Source organism: Rhodococcus sp. 1168, from assembly GCF_002091955.1.
Lineage (GTDB): Bacteria > Actinomycetota > Actinomycetes > Mycobacteriales > Mycobacteriaceae > Rhodococcoides.
The window spans coordinates 14,894-35,272 of sequence record NZ_MKKY01000027.1; the positions used below are offsets into that span (position 1 = coordinate 14,894).

Consider the following 20,379-nt stretch of genomic DNA (forward strand, 5'->3'; position numbering starts at 1 on the left):
GATTACTCTTTTCTCTTGACATGTCAACACATACGGGCGTAAAACAACATAAACCAACAATAGTTCGGAGGGAGGCGCAGGTGTACGCAGAAGAGCGCCAGCAGGCAATCGCCGAGGTGATCAGCAACCGCGGTCGAGTCTCCGTTGCAGACCTGTCGACCACGTACGGCGTGACGACCGAGACCGTTCGACGCGACCTTGCCGTCCTCGACCGCCTCGGTGTTGTCCGCAGAGTCCACGGTGGAGCAGTTCCGGCGTCGGCCTTGACTGCCGCCGAACCGGGCGTCGGCGAGCGTGAGTACACGAGGGCCGAGCAGAAGGATGCAATAGCGACTGCGGCTCTCGCCTACCTCCCTACCAACGGCGGTAGCGCCGTGTTCGATGCAGGAACCACTACCGGCCGGCTCGCTGCCCTCCTCAACAACGAGCGCGAGCTGACACTCATCACCAATTCGATTCCCATAGCTGCTCGTGTCGCACCACTGTCGGGGGTAAGTCTCCGCATCCTCGGCGGTCGAGTCCGCGGTACGACGCAGGCTGCCGTGGGTGAGGAAGCGTTGTCGGCGTTGGAATGGCTTCGAGTGGATGTGGCATTCATCGGGACCAACGCACTGAGTGTCGGGCACGGATTGTCCACGCCCGACAGTGACGAGGCCGCTGTGAAACGAGCGATGGTGCGCACTGCCAACCATGTCGTCGTGCTGTCGGATTCATCCAAGATCGGCCGCGAACACCTCGTCAGCTTCGGCCGCCTGGACAGCATCGACGTTCTGATAACCGACGACGAGATCGACGAAACGGATCTGAAGAGTTTGACCGACAACGGAATCGAGGTCGTGATCGCATGATCGTCACACTGACAGCCAATCCGAGCATCGACCGGACAGTCGTGCTCGACTCCGAGCTCGTCCGCGGCGGGGTGTATCGAGCGCGGGCATCGGTCAGCGATCCAGGCGGAAAGGGCGTCAACGTGGCCCGGGTCCTGACCTCGTCCGGAGTTCAGGCAATGGCCGTTCTACCTGCAGCGTCGACGGATCCGCTCCTCGCTGCGTTGGAGACGAAAGGCGTCCGCTACTGCGCTGTACCGACGAGCGGACAGGCACGAACCAACATCACCATCAGCGAACCTGGTGGGACAACGACGAAGATCAACGAACCCGGAGCAACTCTGACCGTAAGCACCCGGCAGCAATTGTTCGATGCCGTTCTCGATCTGGGCCAGGACGCCGCATGGGTCGTTCTATCTGGATCGCTCCCGCCCGGCATCCCCACAGACTGGTACGCGAGCATCGTGCAGGCGCTACGCGATACACCGTCGAAAGTAGCCGTCGATACGTCCGACGCGCCGCTCCTCGCGCTCGCTGCTTCGTTTCCCAGTTCGGCTCCGGACCTGGTGAAGCCGAACTCCGAGGAGCTGGCTCAACTCACCGGAGCGAATGCCGAAGAGTTGGAACGCGCTGCGGCGGCGGGCAATCCGACGGCCACGGTCGCCGCCTGCCGAGTGCTCCTCGAACGGGGAGTCGGCGCGGTGCTCGCGACGCTCGGCAGCGCCGGAGCGGTACTCGTTTCCGCCGAGGGCGCATGGTTCGCGACACCACCTCGGATCGACGCCCTCAGTACCGTGGGGGCGGGCGATTCCTCGCTCGCCGGCTACATCCTGGCCGATATCGAACGCTGCTCGGGTGCGGACAAGCTCCGCCGAGCCGTTGCCTACGGCACAGCGGCTACCGCTCTGCCCGGCACGACGTTGCCGACACCCGAGCAAGCTCGCCCCGAATCGGTCACGGTACGGGCGTTCGATTCACCGCCGAGCAGCTCGACTATCCCCCCGACGTCATCCCCCACCCGCTCGTCGATACCCTCCTAGGAGCGAAGTCATGTCTACACCAACAAGCGATCCCGCGATCATCGCGGAGGAGCTCATCCTCCTCGATGCCGATCTCGGTGCCTCCAAAGATGCTGTCATCGAACGACTCTCGGAGTTACTTGCCGCAGCCGGTCGTGCCACGGATGCGGCCCCGCTCCGCGAAGCCGCCCTGGCTCGCGAGGCTCAGTCCGCTACCGGCCTACCCGGCGGGATCGCCATCCCACACTGCCGGGCAGAGGCAGTCACCTCGGCATCCCTCGGTTTCGCACGGCTCGATCCCAAGGTCGACTTCGGAGCGCCCGACGGTCCTGCAGACCTGGTGTTCCTGATCGCCGCCCCCGCGGGTGCCGGCTCAGCGCATATGAAGCTGCTCTCCAGTCTGGCTCGCGCCCTGGTCAAGCCAGAGTTCGTCACCTCACTTCGGGACGCCCCTACGCCGGCCGACATCGTCGCGCTGGTAGACGGCGTCATCAACCCGGCGGCAAAGGCCCCTGCAAAGACCCCCGCGAAGGCTGCGGCAACTTCCGCTCCAGAAGCCTCGACGCCAGCGGCCACTCCTACTTCCAAGCACATCGTGGCGGTGACGGCATGCCCCACCGGAATTGCCCACACTTACATGGCTGCTGACTCTCTCGTCGCCGCCGGTGAGCGCGCTGGAGTCACCGTGCATGTGGAGACGCAGGGATCGAGCGGTAGCACTCCCCTCGATCCGGTTCTGATCGAGGGCGCCGAGGCCGTCATCTTCGCCACCGATGTCGGCGTCAAGGGCAAAGAACGATTCGCGGGCAAGCCCGTCGTATCCTCGGGTGTCAAGCGCGCGATCAACGAACCCGATGTCATGGTGACCGAGGCATTGCGCGCCGCCGAAAATCCCGATTCCGCACGTGTTTCCGGAACCGCCGCAGCAGCAGGATCGGCCAGCACAGGCGCCGGAGAACTGGGCTGGGGCACGCGCATCCGGCAGATCCTCTTGACCGGCGTCAGCTACATGATTCCGTTCGTCGCGGCGGGTGGACTGCTGATCGCACTCGGCTTCCTGCTGGGTGGATACGAGATCAAGGACGTCGCCGAGGACATCGTCGTCAACAACTCCCTCACCTCACTCCCCACCGGTGGGCTGACCGCTTACCTCGGCGCAGTGCTGTTCCAGATCGGCGCGTTGTCGTTCAGCTTTCTGGTACCTGCACTCGCCGGCTACATCTCGTATGCCATCGCCGACAGACCCGGCCTCGCGCCGGGCTTCACGGCAGGTGCTGTCGCCGTGCTCGTCGGTGCGGGCTTCATCGGTGGTCTCGTCGGCGGTCTGATCGCAGGCTTCGTCGCACTGTGGATCAGCAGGTGGAAGATCCCGACGGTTCTCCGCGGACTCATGCCCGTCGTCATCATTCCGCTGTTTGCCACGTTGATCGTCGGCGCCATCATGTTCCTCGTGCTCGGCAAGCCGCTGGCCGCCATCACGAGCGGACTGACCAACTGGCTCAACGGTCTGACCGGCAGCTCGATCATCATCCTCGGCATCATCCTCGGACTCATGATGTGCTTCGACCTAGGCGGACCGGTCAACAAAGCCGCTTACGCGTTCGCCACCGCAGGTCTGTCCGTCACCGACACAGCGTCGCTTCGCATCATGGCCGCAGTGATGGCGGCAGGAATGGTTCCCCCTCTTGCTCTTGCCCTGGCGTCGGCTGTCCGCCCCAAGATCTTCACCGAGGCAGAACGCGAAAACGGTAAGGCTGCATGGTTCCTCGGTGCTGCATTCATCTCCGAGGGCGCCATTCCGTTTGCCGCAGCAGACCCGCTGCGCGTCATCCCGTCGATGATGGCAGGTGGAGCGGTCACCGGCGCATTGGTCATGGCAATGGACGTGACGCTCAGTGCGCCACACGGTGGAATCTTCGTATTCTTCGCCGTCGGCGGAATCCTGTGGTTCCTTCTCGCCCTGGCGGCAGGCACGATCGTCTCGGCAGTGCTGGTCATCGCAGCGAAGCAGTTCGTCAAGGGCAAGAACTCGCCAACCGAAGCAGAACTCGACCCCGATCTCGTCACAGCCTGATCGCCCACCCTGCTACATACAACCAAGGAGCACATCATGCCCAGCACCACAGTCGCCGTCGGATCGTCCATCGGCCTGCACGCGCGCCCCGCAGCCCTCATCGCCGACGCCGTCGCCGAAGCAGGAGTCGAGGTCACCCTCGCGGTGGAAGATCAGGAGCCGGTCGATGCCGGATCCGCGCTGATGATCATGACACTCGGCGCCACCAAGGGGACCGAGGTCGTCGTCGAGAGCGAGGATCAGGCAACACTCGACAAGATCGTGGCGCTGGTCGCCGCCGATCTGGACGCTTGACGTCCCTCCGCGTCACCGGCGGCGTGCGGTCCTGACACCGTAGGCGACCGACAACGAAACGAGAACACCCGCGACGGCCATCGCACCGAGTACCCATCGGCTTTTCGATTCGGACTCGGCGCTGGCCGTCGCGAGTTGTGTATCGGTACGTTCGGCGACCACGAGATCGGCTGCACCACGGAGCATCTGGATAGGCGGTAGCGGACCGTTCGCTGCATCCGACGAGACTGCCCCCGACGCGACAGCCTCCGACGCGACAGCCTCCGACGCGACAAGAAGGTTTCCATCGGAATCGAAAGCGAGCGCCTCACCCTGGGGCTGCTGGGGCGCGGCGACAACGACAGGATCGTTGCCGAGGGCCTTCACGATATCGCCGTCGTGGACGTCGAACAGGTAGAGATCATTGTATGTTCGGACCGCGACAACGGTGCCGTCAGCACTGATCGCCCCGCCGGTGGCCAAAATCGAACCAGCGACAAAGGGCGGACCACCGGGAGTTGCCGTCCGCTCGAAGGCCAACTCGCCAACCTTCCGCAGGGGCGTCGGACCGGGTGAAGGCAACTGGTCGACTGACGTGTCGCCGACAGGGACGTAGATCCCGCTGACTCCGGAAAGCTCTTTTGTCACTATGACCGGTCTTCCCGACGGCTCGATCAGCAGCGTCTCCGCGTCGTGCGGTCCGTCCGGATACGTCAGACGGTGCAGTTCACCCGCACCGGTCGAGGGATCCATGCCAGTGATCGCGACGGTATCGCGGCGCGCACGGTTGTCCCCGGTGTCGGAAAGCCACAGGCGTCCACCGTGGGAGGCAAGATCTTCGACATCATAGGGATCGACGGGAACTTCGAGCCAACGGGCGACTGCACATTGCTCATCGAGGACAGCCAGCCGATGATCGGTACCGCTGTCACCGATCGCATAGAGCACACCGTCCATCGAGGTCAGACCGGAGAGCTCTTCGAGGCCCGGATCTATAGGGCTGCAATATGTTTCGAACTGCGCGCTGCGAACCTCAGGGGCCGCACTTGCAGGTGCGGCCCCGAGAAGCGCACACGAGAGCGCCCCCACAATCACAATCGATCGCATCGACTCAGGCAGGAGCTACTGCAGCGCCGACGGCGAACTCGGCGAGCACCGAGGCAAGCGATGTAGGCACCCGAGCCTCCACGCGTGTGCCATCGGCCTCGTGCGAGGAGTGCGTGATCCGACCTTCGGTGTGGATCCGAGCGACGAGATCACCGCGCGTATACGGCACCAGTACCTCGACCTGCGCTTCCGGCCACGCTAGGACTTCACCGAGATGATCACGCAGCTCTTCGATTCCCTCACCCGTCCGGGCAGAGACGAAGCGCGCTCCCGGGAACAACCCACGAAGCTGGACCAACTGCACCGGATCTGCAGCATCGATCTTGTTGACCACGATCAGTTCCGGCGGCATCTTGGACTCGCGTTCCTTGACGACGTCCATGATCACCTCGCGAACTGCGGTGATCTGGTCGGCGGGAAGCGGATCGGAACCGTCGACGACGTGCAGCAACAGATCGGCGTCCGTCACCTCTTCCAAAGTCGAACGGAAGGCTTCCACCAGTTGGGTCGGCAGATGTCGCACGAATCCAACAGTGTCGGTGAGCACGATCGCGCGGCCGTCTTCGAGAGTCGACCTACGGGAGGTCGGGTCGAGGGTGGCGAACAGTGCGTTCTGTACCAGCACGCCCGAACCGGTAAGTGCATTGAGCACACTCGACTTACCTGCGTTCGTGTACCCAACGATCGCGATGGACGGCACAGTGCTCTCGAGGCGACGCTCACGCTTGGTGTCGCGAGCTTGCTTCATACCCTTGATCTCGCGGCGAAGCTTGGCCATACGCTCACGAATGCGTCGCCGGTCAGTTTCGATCTTCGTCTCACCGGGGCCACGAAGTCCTACCCCGCCGTTGCTTCCCGCCCGGCCACCCGCCTGGCGAGACATGGACTCGCCCCAGCCGCGAAGCCGAGGGAGCATGTACTCCATCTGTGCGAACGCCACCTGCGCCTTGCCCTCGCGCGAGGTTGCGTGTTGAGCGAAGATATCGAGGATCAACGCCGTCCGGTCGATGACCTTGACCTTGACGACCTTCTCCAGTGCATTGAGCTGAGCCGGGGTCAGTTCACCGTCACACACCACGGTATCGGCGCCTGTCGCCACGACGACATCGCGGACCTCTTTGGCCTTACCGGAACCGATGTAGGTCGCCGCATCAGGCTTGTCGCGTCGCTGCACGAGCGCTTCCAGTACTTCCGATCCTGCAGTTTCGGCCAACGCAGCCAGCTCCGCCATACTGGACTCCGCTTGCGCTGCCGTGCCGCTGGTCCACACGCCAACCAAGACGACTCGTTCGAGCCGCAACTGCCTGTACTCGACCTCGGTGATGTCCTCGAGCTCGGTGGACAAACCTGCCACACGACGCAAGGCAGTACGTTCTTCGAGCTGCATGTCACCAGCGGACGGCGAAGACTCGTCGGCGGGCAGCGGTGATCGCGCGAGTCGACGCGACCAGGCATCGGACTCCTGCCGAGTCCACGACGAGCTCTGCTCTGATCCACTGTCCTGCGAGGCGGCAGGCTCGGCGGTATCGCGCTCAGCCGTGTTCTGCTCAGTAAGGTTCTGCTTCACTGAATCCTGCTGTTCTGAATCCGTTATTTCGTCATTCCTCGAGTCGGAATCGCTATCGATTCGATGTGTGTTGGCCCTGCCCCGTCAATGATCCACTAAATCCCCAGCGCATGCACATGAGATTCACGCACGCTCGCGCCACCACTGGTCATCGATGGTGCCGTTCGCCAACAGCACAGACGGACCGCGAAGCGATGCGCCCTCGTCGTCTATCGACACCGTCACTTCGCCGCCTGGCACACCTACCACCACTCGACCGGAATCGAGACCCTCGTAAGACAACGCAGCCGCTGCCGCTGCCACCGTGCCGGTCCCGCACGAACGCGTCTCCCCTACCCCCCGCTCGAAAACGCGCATATCGACGCGACCGGATTGCAGTCGTGTGAGGATTTCGACGTTGGCACCCGCGGTGAAGAAACTGCCGTCCAGCTCCGGGGGTGTAGCCAGATCGAGCGCACGTAGCGAAGTAATGTCGGCGGTCGGGTCCACGCACGCCAGATGGGGATTTCCGACGTCGATTCCGATTCCGTCGTACCGACGTCCACCGAGGGTCGTATTGCTGGCACCCATCAAGTGGACTTCGCCCATGCCGACGGTGACGTCTGCGGTGGTGTCATCGAAAGCATGCACCGTGACCGGTCTCGCGCCGGCCCGGGAACCGACCACGAAACAATCGCGCGATTCGAGGCCGTTCGCGCGCAGGTAGTGGGCAAATACCCGAACGCCGTTGCCGCACATCTCGGCGATGCTGCCGTCGGCGTTTCGGTAGTCCATGAACCAGTCCGTTGATCCGACGCCCGAGGGCAGGCGGTCGAGGACGCCTGCATCGCGAAGACGCCCTGCGCGTGAGACCCGCAGTACCCCGTCTGCTCCGAGGCCCTGTCGGCGATCGCACAGGGCCGCTACGCGTGCACGAAGTAGCTCGATCTCGACGTCCGGATCGTGCAGCACGAGGAAATCGTTCTGCGTTCCGTGGCCCTTGGCGAAATGCATAGCCGGAAGTCTACGGGTGGCTCCTTCTAGCCTCCGACGATGGCCAGCGCCGACGCGCGCAGGGCGGGATCGGCGCCGTCGAGCCAGTGGACGCGCGGATCCCGACGGAACCACGATCGCTGACGACGAACATAACGGCGGGTTCCGATGAAAGTCCGTTCCCGCGCGAAATCCAGATCGCACTCCCCCGCGAGATACTCGAGCACCTGGGCGTACCCGATTGCGCGCGGAGCCGTGACCCCCTCACGCAGGCCGACGCCGACGAGGTGTTCGACCTCCCCCACCAGGCCGGAAGAGAACATCAGGTCCGTCCGGGCAGCGATGCGCTCGTCCAGTTCGGTCGTGTCGCGGTCGACCCCGAGAAGCGTCGTCCCCCAGCGCGGTTTTCCGATCTTCGGTGCGGACGCGGCGAAAGGCTTGCCGGTGATCTCGACCACCTCCAAGGCACGGACGAGCCGCCGACCGTCCGTGGCCAGGATCGATGCGGCGGCTTCCGGGTCTCGTTCTTGGAGCGCTCGATACACCGCATCGGTTCCGCCGTCCGCCAGTATCTGCTCCCATTTCGCCCGGACCTGTGGATCGGTGGCCGGGAACGCCCACTCGTCCAGCAAAGATTGGACGTACATCATCGAACCACCGACGATGATGGGCACGCGGCCACGCGCCAGGATGGCGTCCACCTCCATGGCAGCAGCGTCCTGATATCTCGCGACTGTGGCCGTCTCGACCACATCGAGGACATCGAGCAAGTGGTGCGCGATGCCGCGCCGCTCACCCACGGGCAATTTTGCAGTGCCGATGTCCATTCCGCGGTACTGCTGCATGGCGTCGATGTTCACGATCTCGCCATCCAAAGTCTCGGCCAGATCGAGGCCCAGATCGGACTTCCCCGTCGCGGTCGGGCCGATCACCGCAATCGGCACCCTCACAACGACTCCCCGAACAGCGATTCCCAAGTACCGACGAAATAGCCGACGCCGAAAGGCGCGCCTCGGTAAAGAGTCTTCGTCCGCACCTCGCCGTCACCCACGATCCCCGCAAGGGTCCGCCACGCAGCAGTGCCTTCCACGCCGACCCCTGCACACAACTGTCCATCGAGTCCGGCGAGCGCGGCAACATCGGCGTTCGCCAGCGCATCATCGATCTGGTTCTGTACCTCTTCCGCGCGTGGATCGAAGGATCCGGGTGCCTTCGCCGTCAGCATCGTCGACCCGTCTGCCACCACCAGCAATCCCCACGGCTCCGCACTTTCATCCATCGACTTGCGAAGTTCGCGGCCGATGCTCACACAGCTCTCGCGCGGTGTGTCTCGCCCCACCAGGTGCACATCGACAACCGCATCCGGGGCACTGTGGTCGCGAATCCACCCCGCTACCAGCGCAGCCAAGGGAATAGTCGGATCGATCTCCGTCGTGACGCCACCGGGTGAGAACGCAACTCTCACATCGACGCCGTAGGCGGCGAAGCTTCCACGTGAGTCCGAACGAATGGTACGGGCCTTCTCGTGCACACCCAGCGCAATCCATCGGTCCGCGACCTCACCCAGTACGACACCGGCCTCGATAGTCGCGGTTCGAACCGCGAGCGCTTCCGAGACAGAGCGTCCGGTCAACTCGGGAACCAGGATTGGGGGCGACGGCACGATGGCTACTGCAGACAACACGGCGCCAACGCTAGTCGCTCGTATCCACACGCCACCGACACGGCGGCGAAATGACGGACGGCGACGCGTAGAAGCGTCTGACCTGTTTGAATGGTGAGCACGGTAGGCATCGAGTGTCCATGGTGCCCACTGCGTCGACGGTGGCACCGGATAGTCGGAATGTGTCCACCGTGACTTTCAGCGCGATAGAGGCAGCCGTGACGCGCGGCAGAGATGAGGAACAATGTCCGATCTTGGCGACACCACCAGCGGATCCACCGAGCGGCCCGCCCAGGCACCTGGAGCTACGACCCCGACCGCCCCCACACCGACACCGAGTGCCCCGAAGCCGGGAGCGCCCAAGCCTGGCGGCCCGAAACCGGGAGCACCCAAACCAAGGCTCGACGGCGGGGTTGCCAAACCTCATCCGGTGTCCTCTCACGTCCCGTCGGTCGTCCCGACGATCGCGCCGCCGAGCGATCCCAGCAAGTTCGGCCGAGTGGACGACGACGGCACTGCCTGGGTGAAGACCGCGGACGGCGAACGACAGATCGGATCGTGGCAGGCGGGAGATGCTGCCGAAGGTCTCGCACACTTCGGACGGCGCTACGACGACCTTTCCACCGAGGTGGCATTGCTCGAGGCCAGGCTCACTGTGGGTTCCGGAGATGCGAAGAAGACGAAGGCAGCGGCGTTGGCTTTGCTCGAAACGCTTCCCGCGGCCGCAGTGATCGGTGACATCGCAGGCTTGCACGCCCGCCTGGAGATCGTCGTCGAGCACTCCGAGGCCGCTGCAGCCGTCGCGAAGCACGAGAAGGAGATCGAGCGCGCCGCCCACACTTCCCGCAAGGAAGAGTTGGCAACCGAGGCCGAGCAGGTCGGTAGCGAATCCACGCAATGGAAAAATGCCGGCGACCGTCTGCGAGAAATTCTCGACGAGTGGAAGACGATCCGTGGAGTGGACCGCAAGGTCGACGATGCGCTGTGGAAGCGCTACTCGAAAGCCCGTGAGAACTTCAATCGACGTAGAGGCGCTCATTTCGCCGACCTCGATCGCGAGAGGGGTGCCGCGAAAACTCGCAAGGAAGAACTCGTCGAGCAGGCTCAGGCTCTCGCGTCGTCGACCGATTGGGGTCCCACGGCCGCCACCTTCCGCGATCTGCTCGTCGACTGGAAAGCTGCCGGCCGCGCGCCTCGCGATGCCGACGATGCACTGTGGAAGGACTTCAAAGCCGCCCAGGATGTGTTCTTCGCTGCGCGCAATTCTGCGGCGTCCGAGCGTGACGCGGAATTCGAATCGAATGCGACCGCGAAAGAAGAACTGCTCGCGAAGTACGGCAACATAAATCCAAGTAGCGACCTCGATGGGGCGCGCGCGGCTCTGCGTGACCTTCAGGAGAAGTGGGACGCGCTGGGCAAGGTTCCGCGAGAAAAGATGTCCGAACTCGAAGGCCGCTTACGCGCCCTGGAAAAGTCGGTTCGGGACGCGGTGGACGCACAGTGGCGTCGCACCGATCCGGAGGCGTTGGCCCGTGCTGCTCAGTTCCGCGAGCGCGTCGCTCAGTTCGAAGAGCAGGCCACCAAGGCTCGAGCGGCGGGCAAGGACAAGGACGCCAAGCGTGCACTCGAGCAGGCGCAACAATGGCGCGAGTGGGCCGAAGCGGCAGAGGGTGCCGTCGGCGAGAAGTAAGACGAAGTCAGCGCTTGCGGTCGGTCGGACGCCCGAGAATGGGTCCGCCCCACCGTGAGTTCTGCTCGTTCTCGGCCGCCGCGACGCGTCGACGTTCCTGTGCGGCCAATTGCGCGTTGGTCTTGTTCCACACAGCCTTCAGCCACTGGAACGTCAGCACGACCACCGCGATCCATGCGATGACCAGACCGATTCCGGGTCCGCCGCCCGTAGAGTCCGTCGGCAGTGTCTGCCTGGACCAGATCGACAGCATTCCGAAAACCGACGCTACGGCGCAGCCGCTGAGCGCTATCCAGGCGAGTGCCCACACCCTGGTGACGAGGGCGAGGACCGAGAAAACCACGCCGAACACTGCAACGAACCCGACGAAGATTCGGGACGGCAAGGCAATGGACTCGCCGAGTCCCTTGTCACTGCCGGACAGGACGTCCAGTCCGGTAGCAGATCCGGCATGTGGCAACACGAAGGTGACCAGCAGCACGAGAACCAGTACGGCGACCACCACCGCCCGCGCTCCCGGGTCGATCTCCGAATCGATCTTCCGCTCTGCGGTGTCGTAATCGGGGGCGCTTCCGTCTTCGCTGCTGGGCCTCGACTTGCTCATGCGCTGCATCCTGTCACTACGGGCGCAGGAGCCGGGACGCCGATAGCCGGCAAGCCCAACCCGACGCCGATGGGGGCCGTCTTCGGGAGTATTCCGCGTTCGTACGCATCACCGGCAGTGGTGCGACGGTGCGAGGCAACGCCGGTGTCGGCGATGAGATGGTAGGGAGCGGCCGCGGTGATCGTCGTGGTGACGACGTCACCGGGTCTGATGGCGGCGATCTGGTGGTCCTCGGCTCGGAAGTGAACGAGTCGCCCGTCCCTGGCACGACCACTCTTGCGATGCGTGGCGGCATTCTTGCGGCCCTCACCCGTCGCGACGAGTAGTTCGACTTCGGTGCCGATGAGCTCGCGGTTGGATTCGAGAACGATCTCCTCTTGTAGGGCGATGAGCCGTAGGTAGCGCTCCTGCACAATCGCCTTGGGGATTTGATCTTCCATGTCAGCCGCCGGTGTACCCGGGCGCTTGGAGTATTGGAAGGTGTACGCATTCGCGAATTTCGCTCGGCGCATGACCTCGAGAGTCTGCTCGAAGTCTTCCTCGGTTTCACCGGGGAATCCGACGATGATGTCGGTAGTGATCGCGGCGTGCGGCATCACTTCGCGGACCTTGTCGATGATTCCGAGAAATTTGCTCTGACGGTAGGACCGTCGCATCGCTTTGAGAACTCGGTCCGAACCCGACTGCAACGGCATGTGGAGCGTCGGGCAGATGTTCGGCGTGGTGGCCATCGCCTCGATTACGTCATCGGTGAACTCGGCCGGGTGCGGCGAGGTGAAGCGCACCCGCTCGAGGCCTTCGATCTCGCCACACGCTTTCAACAGTGCGGCGAACGCGCCACGGTCACGTGGAAGTGCCGGGTCCGCGAACGAAGCCCCATAGGCATTGACGTTTTGACCGAGCAGGGTCACTTCGAGAACACCTTGGTCGACGAGTGCCTGTACCTCCGCAAGAATATCTGCGGGTGAGCGGTCGATCTCCTTGCCGCGCAGCGCGGGGACGATGCAGAACGTGCAGGTGTTGTTACAACCCACCGAAATCGATACCCATCCCGCGTACGGGGACTCACGCTTCGCCGGCAGAGTCGACGGGAAAGCCTCCAGAGATTCGAGAATCTCGACCTGCGCTTCGTTGTTGTGTCGAGCCCGCTCGAGCAACACCGGCAGGGAGCCGATGTTGTGGGTGCCGAACACTACGTCTACCCACGGGGCCTTCTTGACGACCGTGTCGCGGTCCTTCTGCGCCAAACAGCCGCCGACCGCAATCTGCATACGCGGATTCCGCGTCTTGGCAGGCCGAAGCATGCCAAGATTTCCGTACAGTTTGTTGTCCGCGTTCTCTCTGACAGCGCAAGTGTTGAAGACCACGAGATCGGCATCGGAACCTGCGTCGGCCGGCACGTAGCCCGCCTCTTCGAGCAGACCTGCCAGTCTCTCCGAGTCGTGCACGTTCATCTGGCACCCGTGCGTGCGAACCTCGTAGCTCCTGGTCTCAGGCCGTGTAGCTTCATCACTCAACATTGACACACTTCAGACTAGCAGCCAGCACACTTCCGACCGCTTTGCCCCGATTTGGGAAACAGAAGCTCTGACCTGGCACGTTGTTGCGCATGACGCCTTCGACGAATCTGGTAGACGAACTTGTCGATGAGACCTCAAGCAGACCTCCCTGCCGATGATCTGACAAGGAGGTCCACCCATCACGAGGGCTGCTTGACGACTACCGCACACAACGACACTGCCGCTATGAGCAATCCCGTGGTCACATTGGGCATCTGAGCTGCAAGAACAACCGCTGCCAACACGTTTGCGGTTTCCATTACCCGATTTCTTGTCGGTGGCCTGTGGTCTCCTGGCGGTTGATCACTAGAGTTGATGACGTATCTCCTTCCGTAGGGGTACAAGCAGTGGCACCAGGTGCTCTTCATTGCCGTGGGGATCACCTGGTGCAACTAACCCTAGAGGCGAGCAACGACAATTACTTACCCTGTCGCAGAACCTTCGCGAGACGAGACAACGCGAACCTGCCACCAATGCGCACTAACACCACAGCGGTACGCACTGGTCGCTATTCAATTCGTTATCAAATCGTTACTATGTGCCAAGGTCTAGGACTGGAGCGTTACAGAGCTAGCGATACCCTCCGAAGATGGAATGGTCCCTGGTTTTCTCTGGTCTCGCCCTGGTTGTTTCTTTGGGAACCGTCGTCTACGTCCAAAAACAGTTGGACAAGCGGGAACTCGTCAAGTGGCGGCGAGAAACCTTAACCAAGACAGTCGTCGAATACATCGAAGCCACGGAAATCATCGAAGCGATATTCTACGACTATCTGGTAAATTCGGAGAACCTATTAAGCACCTTTAAAACCCGCAAACCCGAGCTTAACAAAAATATGAATCGCCTTTCCGCTTCCAAACGAGTTGCGGAAATATGCAACTCAACATCAATAGAGAAGTTGATGGAGGACAACAAAGCGAGACTGCTAACGAATCTTCTTAGAATATCCGCTAAAGAGCCACGCGATTTAACCTTGACAGACGCCGATTGGTGGCAGGTGAAAATAGATACCCTTAAGAGTTTGGAAAAACAATCAGACTTATTCAAGAGACTACAGCTCGCGTTACAACATGAAACGGGCATCCTTAAAAGGAAACACTCGATAGGCGAACGACTCGATCGCTTGAAAGTATTTCTCATGTTTGCTGGCAGCTAAAACAGATCGAACATGCTGCGTGTCATCACGCCGCCGGTGCTACCAGTCGGCATTCACGCAACATTCGTGTCATTTACTGGTCACGGTCTTGGGATGGACCAGAAGACAGCGTCGATTCGGCGTGTCGTGAATCACACCATGACGTGAGTGAAGATGATTTCGCTACTGAGCGGCGGCGTAGGCCTCAATCACTGGCGCAGCAATGCCGCGCTCAGTCGGCTGAATCTTGTCGTAGCTGCCGCCACCGCGCAGCTTCTTTACCGGGTTCTCTTTCAGCCAGTCCTCAAGCATGCTGGCAAACTCGGCATTGGTCTTGCCCTCAGGCTTTAGTTCGGCAAACTTCGCCCAGGCCTCTTTTTGCTTCGCCGGGACTGTCTGAGCGTTGCTAGACGCGATACGGCTGGCTGGCCTGCTGGCTGGCTGCGACCTAGGGATGATCGGCTGCCCCTTTTCAATGTTGTCTACCAGCTCAGCCAGCTCGGACTCAGACATGTACAGCTCAAGTGTCGTGGCGTCCTTGGCGGCTGTACCTGCTGGTTGAATGGTGATCTTGGTCGGCTTAGTGTCGTCCGGCAGCTCATCGCCCGAGTAGTCAGACACGACTATAGTTCTTACGCCCATTGCAAATCCTCCACTGTTGCTCCGATATAGCATGCTCACCGTAACATCAGCGGATCAACTATCCGTCTTGCAACAGAAAGTAACCATGACTGACACAGAGCCGTTTTACTCTGCACTAATTATCCATAACGACTCAAGCCGCGACACAGCCGCAGATTTCGAGGTCATCAAAGAATTGACCAAAGATCAATACGACATATACTCGGACGCATACCACGAAATAGATGTTCTGCTAAACAGAAATATATTTACGTATATGAAGAAAACGATGGGCGACCTCATCAAGGCAATTAAGGCCGACATGGAAGAAATGACAAGCGGAAAACTAAATCACAGTCAACCTGATGACATAGTTCGCATGGGAATTCGCATGCGTAGCGCTGCTCTAGCATTTTGCTCAGCGTTACACTACCACCAAGAACATACATATACCGAACTCGAAAAGCTATACGGAGAAAATAGCGACACAGAAAAAGAAGTTAGAAAAATACTTAATCGTCTAAATGAGAAAAGCTCACACTACAGACTCATGTACCACCTGCGGAACACTATGGTTCACCACTCAATGGAAGCTGTGTCCATACATGGAACGGCGCAGCTGGATAAAGATGGAAACACAATCGCGGTAAGCACACCAAAAATTGACGTAAAAGCAATGACGGACCTCGATAAAAAGATGAAAGAAAAGTATAGAGAGCAGCTAACAGCGCTGCCGGATCAGACACCGGACTTGCTTCAATACGCGGTTGAAGCTTTTAAGGCCGCAAATGAAGCAAACGACAAACTGCTCCTAAAGATGTATCCCAACATGAAGCAGTCCTGCGCAACGATCCTAGAATTCGACGAACTATTTGAAAAACGCGACGGCGTTAGAGCAACGACTACCGAACGCAGCACGAACGAACCACCACCGCTAAAATTCAGCTATAACGCGTGGGCTAGCAACGTCGTTCAATACGCCAGACGCATGGCCAATCGACACTGAATTTGGTATACTATACAATGAACTTAGTTGACTCCTTCGTTCAAGAGGGTCTAGGCAACCCAACATAGTAGAGCTAACCTATTTGGTTGGCTCTACTTTTGTATTTACTGAGCTAATTCTAGATATAACTCATAGCCAACGATACGTCCATTCAAATCTAGCTGAGTGTTCAGACCGCTAACATTGAACAGGTCTTGCTCGTAGCGTTGACCGTTCCATGACTGGTAGTAATATTCACCCTGTTTAGAGCGTAGATTACCGGCGCGCTGAGATAACGACCACTCCCCTACCGCCAGCTCAACACGAACAAACTTCTTATTGGCGTATTCTTTGCCGAACTGCTCTAGCGAATCCTCTGGATTGACCGCAGCAATCACACACTCGGCGGTGTCATATTCTAAATAATCCCAGTCTCTCACTGTTTCGCCGGTATCTGGATCGTACATCGTGCGCTGAGTGTAAATATCTATCAACGATGGATAGAGCTTATTCTTTACAAGAAACTTAGGCATACTACCAAGTCCACCATAACGGCAAGTTATGCTCTTCGAACGTCCACGGCATAGATTTGACCGAACGACTACGTAGCCAACTCAGATTTTTAATAGCATGTTCCGTGAGCTGACTCAGAGCGTAGACACGATCACCGAACGTCACCGTCAGCTTGTCCTGCTTTGTCTGCTCTACGTTGGCCTGCGCAAATACATCTGAGTTGTCCATATACGCCGCCTGCCATGACACAGCATAGACAGACCAGGCCAAATCTGACGGTCGGCTGATTAGCTGCTCGGGACGGCCTGACGCTACCTCGAAAATAGCCTGGGCCTGACGGATCAAGGCATCATCTACCGTATAGCCGGTAACACGCTGTACATCTTCTACTGTTGCTAACAATTAGATCAATCCCTTTCTTACTTCTAACGTGGCAATGTCGGTAAGGTCGTAATGCACCAGCTCACCAACCTCTACGCGGCTCAACTTCAACTGAATCTTGTAGTCACCGGCGACCGTGAACGGACTAATATTGCCGAACTCATAGCTGACATAGCCCTTGTATGACATAGAGATATAGCCGTAGCCACCACCAGCTCTTACTATGCCGTCTGGACCAGCAAAGAACACGGCTACGTCTGAATCGTATGCACGTAGATCACGCGGCTGACGACGTTCGTCTACGATCTTGATCAACAATTCTTCAACCGGTAGCTGATTTATGTAATAGGTTGTCATACGGCATCAGTTTTCAACACGACGTGAATATGTTTTCTCGGCATTGCCAGCTCAACATGCTTGCGTTCGTAAGGCACATCTACACGCTTGCGCGGCATGACCAGTTCTATTTCTATTTTTGTCATAGAAGAAACCAGCCGGTGACAACGCCTCTACGCTGCCACCGACTGAATTGCTTACGCTCCCGCTGTAACTTCCAAGACGCCAAAGGCTTCTTTACGGCCTACTGCGAACGCCTTACGAGTACGCATCTTGATATGTGGCTCGTCAGTAGCAAAGCCAGCGTCATAGCTGATCAGCGACTGAATCGGAATACGATCACCAACAATCAGATGCTTACGGTTGCCAACGATCAGCAACGGATTACCTGTTGGGTTCCATGTGTTCGTGGCACTGGTCTTCGCACCGTCCGAGAAACGAATCTCGTAGCCGAACAGTGTTGCTGGCTGTGATGCCGACACCTGCTCTAGGAACAGTGGACGACCGTTGCCGTCAACGAGACCGCGTAGCTGTCCCTTGAACGATGTATGCGCGATGATGATCGTGTCAGGATCGGCAAAGTAGCGACCGTTCTCGGCCTTGGCCAGCACATCGGACAGCTGAGCGTAGGTCAGCACACCGGCTGTCTTGATCACTGCGTTGCCTACGGCCTTGTAGACCGACTCGAACGGCACGCTGTCGCCATTGGCTACGCCGGTCGTGCCTAGACACGCCTGATCGAACTTGCGTGCGTAGTTGGTGGCCCAACCCTTTTGGTACTCGGTGATCACGTCTACGCGTGCATCTTCCAAGTCTTCTTCTGCGATGATCACGCGGCCACCGAACTTCACTGAGTCCAGCAGCACGTTGTCTAGTACTGGCTGATCTTCTGGATACAGACCACCCTTTTGTACGACCTGAACGTCTACGTCACCTAGTCGAGGTGTCTTCTGCGTGTCGCTGGTCATGTTGACTCTACGACCTGTTGCTTCTACTGCTGAACTTTGCTCAACAGTCTGGATTACCTCAGAGCCATACTCTTCAGGCACCCATGCGTTTGCGTTTACTCTTGCCATTTTGTTTGATGTTAATCTCCTATGTTATTTCATTTATAGATTGAGCAATCTTGGACAATCGTCCCTAACCACGAACTCGGCATCTAGCTTTATTCGTTCAAGCATCTAGCTTTTGTTCTATTATAACTGAATTAGTTCTAGTTCGTTTGCTGCAATAGCTTCTGAGCGCTGCTCAACGGCTTTGCTGATGGCTGTTTGTCCGACGCGTCAACCTTTGGTGCTCGGCGCTTGGCGTCTGCTGACTCTGGATAGTCACGTTTGAGCTGATCAATGCGCTCAGCCAGACCGACAGCATTGCCCTGATCATCGAACTCTATATCTTCTGAGCTGATCATCTTGGCATACTTTGAGTTTGTAATACCCTGTGCCGCTAGTTGATTGCTGATCTGTGTCTGTACAAGCGACTGCTTCAACGCACTGCTGCCCTGCTGCTGCGCCTCGAACTGCTCGGTCAATTCCTTGTTCTTGATGCGATAGCCGGCGGCCTCGTCATTGGCGGCCTTGAGCTTCTGGCGTAGTTCCTGCATCTCGGCTGTTTCTGTTTCTTGTTCACTCATTTTCTATTGCTCCTTCTATTTCTGTATTTTGTACTTTTGTTACTGCTACTGAATCGTTATTCGATATTTGTCTGACCATGCCTTCTAGCAGACCCGCGGCTTTCCACTTCGCGATCAGCTCGGTATCGTAGCCGTGCTCTAATAGAATCTGCTCTACCGGCAGGCCTGCCTCTAGCTTCTTTTTGTTGATAGACCACTGTTCGCTCGTATCAATACTCTCGATACCGCGCCATTCAAGCTGAACGTCTTCATCAATATTATTTAGTTTCAATACAAAGATGAACAGCTTGCGCAATGTTGTACCGATAGACAACTGACGCATACGAACCTTCTTGACCAACGGCGCTTCACTGGCTCTCAGAGCCTCACCGGACACGTTCGTCTGCGTGTTCTCGAAGTAGTGCAGTGGTGTCTCGGTCACGGACGCTAGAGCGCGCACGTACTCACGGTAGTTGGCAATCAGTGGCAGCGGATCGGCAGCCTTGAACTGTCCCACGCTCGATACGCCTCTGAGAATCCACTCTTCACCAGCACCAACGCCTAGTTCGTCTGCTGTGCCCTCGTCGTCAATAGAGATACCGCTCTGTTCGCCCTGCAACACGTAGCGCGTAGGGAATCCATACGACTCGACAGCGGCCATGCCGGTGATCAACAGCTTGGTAATGGCGTCTTGTGGCCCGTAGGCACTCAGATGCTCTGGCTTGCCGTACTGGTCACCTGTTGACAGATGAAAGATCGGAATCTGATCGAACTCGTTGGGCAACATGCCGTATTCGTCCGTGTCATCGTCGATGAACGGCTCGAAGTCGCTGGGCTTGATCGTGAACGGCAGACGCTCTGAGCTGCTGATGTGCTTCTCGATACGGTCGGCGTAGTACAGATTGACGCGCTGACGCTGCTTGCCGTCTTCTAGCTCTATCGGCCACAGCTTGGCGGCATAGCTCGGCTTACGTGGATTCTCTACGTCGTACAGCACGATGGTACTCAACGGACTGTTGTAGTAGATCTCTATCTCGTCATCGTTGGGCCATACGAACACGTAGCTGTCACCGTAGATCAGTGTCTTGCTGATGATCTTAGTGAGTTCTAGCTCTAAATCATTATGCTGCCAGGTTCGATCTACGAGCTGCTTAGCCGATGCGGATAGTGTTGTTACGCCGGTGATTTCAAGCCTGTTGGCTACGGCGGTCACTGGCGTCTTGGCGAAGTTGACGCGAAACGTATCACCGGACTTGCGTAACGCTCGCTTGACGGCGCTAGACGCGTGAATCTCGTCTGTGTTGCCCTCGTAATATGATTCCGCTAGAAGATAATCGTCTCGTTTAGATAATAGTTCGGATACTGCTTTGGTTAGGTCTGACATTTAGTGCTGATCAATCTCCATTCTGTAGTAGTTATTAGTTATATAATACGTTATTTAGTA

General features: G+C 58.9%; 21 protein-coding genes. 7 read left to right on the forward strand and 14 right to left on the reverse strand.

Features of this window, described 5'->3' with window-relative positions; genetic code table 11:
* The first annotated feature begins 80 nt into the window (after positions 1 to 80).
* From BJI47_RS03105 to BJI47_RS03120, 4 genes are read left to right on the forward strand one after another with little or no spacing between them, the layout of a single operon-like run.
* Positions 81 to 848 (forward strand): DeoR/GlpR family DNA-binding transcription regulator, encoded by a 768-nt coding sequence (locus tag BJI47_RS03105; RefSeq protein ID WP_088942353.1) that lies wholly within the window; start codon positions 81 to 83, stop codon positions 846 to 848.
* On the forward strand, positions 845 to 1,867 hold the full coding sequence (locus BJI47_RS03110) for a 1-phosphofructokinase family hexose kinase (RefSeq protein WP_088942354.1): 1,023 nt from the start codon (positions 845 to 847) through the stop codon (positions 1,865 to 1,867). Before BJI47_RS03105 ends, BJI47_RS03110 begins: the two co-directional genes overlap by 4 nt.
* A gap of 10 nt (positions 1,868 to 1,877) precedes the next feature.
* Positions 1,878 to 3,920: a fructose-specific PTS transporter subunit EIIC gene (locus BJI47_RS03115; RefSeq protein WP_088942355.1), complete on the forward strand. Its 2,043-nt coding sequence runs from the start codon at positions 1,878 to 1,880 to the stop codon at positions 3,918 to 3,920.
* 36 nt (positions 3,921 to 3,956) lie between these two features.
* On the forward strand, positions 3,957 to 4,214 hold the full coding sequence (locus tag BJI47_RS03120; RefSeq protein ID WP_088942356.1) for an HPr family phosphocarrier protein: 258 nt from the start codon (positions 3,957 to 3,959) through the stop codon (positions 4,212 to 4,214).
* A gap of 12 nt (positions 4,215 to 4,226) precedes the next feature.
* Here the strand turns inward: BJI47_RS03120 and BJI47_RS03125 are convergent, their stop codons facing one another.
* The 5 genes from BJI47_RS03125 to BJI47_RS03145 form a co-directional block, all read right to left on the reverse strand.
* Positions 4,227 to 5,300 carry a hypothetical protein gene (locus BJI47_RS03125; protein WP_088942357.1) on the reverse strand — a complete coding sequence of 358 codons (1,074 nt, stop codon included), beginning with the start codon at positions 5,298 to 5,300 and terminating at the stop codon, positions 4,227 to 4,229.
* A gap of 4 nt (positions 5,301 to 5,304) precedes the next feature.
* Positions 5,305 to 6,723 carry a GTPase HflX gene (gene hflX, locus BJI47_RS03130; RefSeq protein ID WP_254900346.1) on the reverse strand — a complete coding sequence of 473 codons (1,419 nt, stop codon included), beginning with the start codon at positions 6,721 to 6,723 and terminating at the stop codon, positions 5,305 to 5,307.
* Positions 6,724 to 6,990: 267 nt separating this feature from the next.
* Entirely contained in the window at positions 6,991 to 7,860 is an 870-nt protein-coding gene (gene dapF, locus BJI47_RS03135; RefSeq protein WP_088942359.1) for a diaminopimelate epimerase, read from the reverse strand.
* Positions 7,861 to 7,886: 26 nt separating this feature from the next.
* A complete protein-coding gene (gene miaA, locus BJI47_RS03140; RefSeq protein ID WP_088942360.1) occupies positions 7,887 to 8,789 on the reverse strand; it encodes a tRNA (adenosine(37)-N6)-dimethylallyltransferase MiaA in 903 nt (300 codons plus the stop codon).
* Positions 8,786 to 9,523 carry a class III extradiol dioxygenase subunit B-like domain-containing protein gene (locus BJI47_RS03145; protein WP_088942361.1) on the reverse strand — a complete coding sequence of 246 codons (738 nt, stop codon included), beginning with the start codon at positions 9,521 to 9,523 and terminating at the stop codon, positions 8,786 to 8,788. The genes miaA and BJI47_RS03145 overlap by 4 nt, the downstream gene beginning before the upstream one ends.
* A gap of 223 nt (positions 9,524 to 9,746) precedes the next feature.
* Here BJI47_RS03145 and BJI47_RS03150 point away from each other — a divergent pair, with 223 nt between their 5' ends.
* A complete protein-coding gene (locus tag BJI47_RS03150) occupies positions 9,747 to 11,192 on the forward strand; it encodes a DUF349 domain-containing protein (RefSeq protein WP_088942362.1) in 1,446 nt (481 codons plus the stop codon).
* Between the two features lie 7 nt (positions 11,193 to 11,199).
* On the opposite strand, the gene BJI47_RS03155 is transcribed toward BJI47_RS03150, so the two are convergent.
* Both BJI47_RS03155 and miaB read right to left on the reverse strand, forming a co-directional pair.
* Positions 11,200 to 11,796, reverse strand: a complete 597-nt coding sequence (locus tag BJI47_RS03155; protein WP_254900344.1) for a hypothetical protein — start codon at positions 11,794 to 11,796, stop codon at positions 11,200 to 11,202.
* The gene (gene miaB, locus BJI47_RS03160) at positions 11,793 to 13,316 is read right to left on the reverse strand and encodes a tRNA (N6-isopentenyl adenosine(37)-C2)-methylthiotransferase MiaB (protein WP_088942364.1); all 1,524 of its coding nucleotides are present in this window, start codon (positions 13,314 to 13,316) and stop codon (positions 11,793 to 11,795) included. The genes BJI47_RS03155 and miaB overlap by 4 nt, the downstream gene beginning before the upstream one ends.
* A gap of 628 nt (positions 13,317 to 13,944) precedes the next feature.
* Here miaB and BJI47_RS03165 point away from each other — a divergent pair.
* Positions 13,945 to 14,508, forward strand: a complete 564-nt coding sequence (locus BJI47_RS03165) for a hypothetical protein (RefSeq protein ID WP_088942365.1) — start codon at positions 13,945 to 13,947, stop codon at positions 14,506 to 14,508.
* 162 nt (positions 14,509 to 14,670) lie between these two features.
* Here the strand turns inward: BJI47_RS03165 and BJI47_RS03170 are convergent, their stop codons facing one another.
* Positions 14,671 to 15,108, reverse strand: coding sequence for a hypothetical protein (locus tag BJI47_RS03170; RefSeq protein WP_125458641.1), 438 nt, complete (start codon positions 15,106 to 15,108; stop codon positions 14,671 to 14,673).
* 106 nt (positions 15,109 to 15,214) lie between these two features.
* On the opposite strand from BJI47_RS03170, the gene BJI47_RS03175 reads away from it, so the two are divergent.
* The gene (locus BJI47_RS03175; RefSeq protein ID WP_125458642.1) at positions 15,215 to 16,114 is read left to right on the forward strand and encodes a hypothetical protein; all 900 of its coding nucleotides are present in this window, start codon (positions 15,215 to 15,217) and stop codon (positions 16,112 to 16,114) included.
* A 104-nt stretch (positions 16,115 to 16,218) separates the two neighbouring features.
* Here BJI47_RS03175 and BJI47_RS03180 read toward each other — a convergent pair whose 3' ends face one another.
* The 6 genes from BJI47_RS03180 to BJI47_RS03205 all read right to left on the reverse strand — a co-directional run bounded on the left by BJI47_RS03180 (position 16,219) and on the right by BJI47_RS03205 (position 20,319).
* Entirely contained in the window at positions 16,219 to 16,626 is a 408-nt protein-coding gene (locus BJI47_RS03180; protein WP_088942368.1) for a hypothetical protein, read from the reverse strand.
* A 1-nt stretch (position 16,627) separates the two neighbouring features.
* Positions 16,628 to 17,008, reverse strand: coding sequence for a hypothetical protein (locus tag BJI47_RS03185; RefSeq protein WP_088942369.1), 381 nt, complete (start codon positions 17,006 to 17,008; stop codon positions 16,628 to 16,630).
* Complete coding sequence (locus tag BJI47_RS03190; RefSeq protein WP_088942370.1) at positions 17,009 to 17,344, reverse strand: hypothetical protein; 336 nt, start codon at positions 17,342 to 17,344, stop codon at positions 17,009 to 17,011.
* Between the two features lie 176 nt (positions 17,345 to 17,520).
* Positions 17,521 to 18,399 carry a phage major capsid protein gene (locus BJI47_RS03195; protein ID WP_088942371.1) on the reverse strand — a complete coding sequence of 293 codons (879 nt, stop codon included), beginning with the start codon at positions 18,397 to 18,399 and terminating at the stop codon, positions 17,521 to 17,523.
* Positions 18,400 to 18,536: 137 nt separating this feature from the next.
* Complete coding sequence (locus BJI47_RS03200) at positions 18,537 to 18,956, reverse strand: hypothetical protein (protein ID WP_125458643.1); 420 nt, start codon at positions 18,954 to 18,956, stop codon at positions 18,537 to 18,539.
* Positions 18,949 to 20,319, reverse strand: coding sequence for a phage portal protein (locus tag BJI47_RS03205; RefSeq protein ID WP_088942373.1), 1,371 nt, complete (start codon positions 20,317 to 20,319; stop codon positions 18,949 to 18,951). The genes BJI47_RS03200 and BJI47_RS03205 overlap by 8 nt, the downstream gene beginning before the upstream one ends.
* Positions 20,320 to 20,379: the final 60 nt, after the last annotated feature.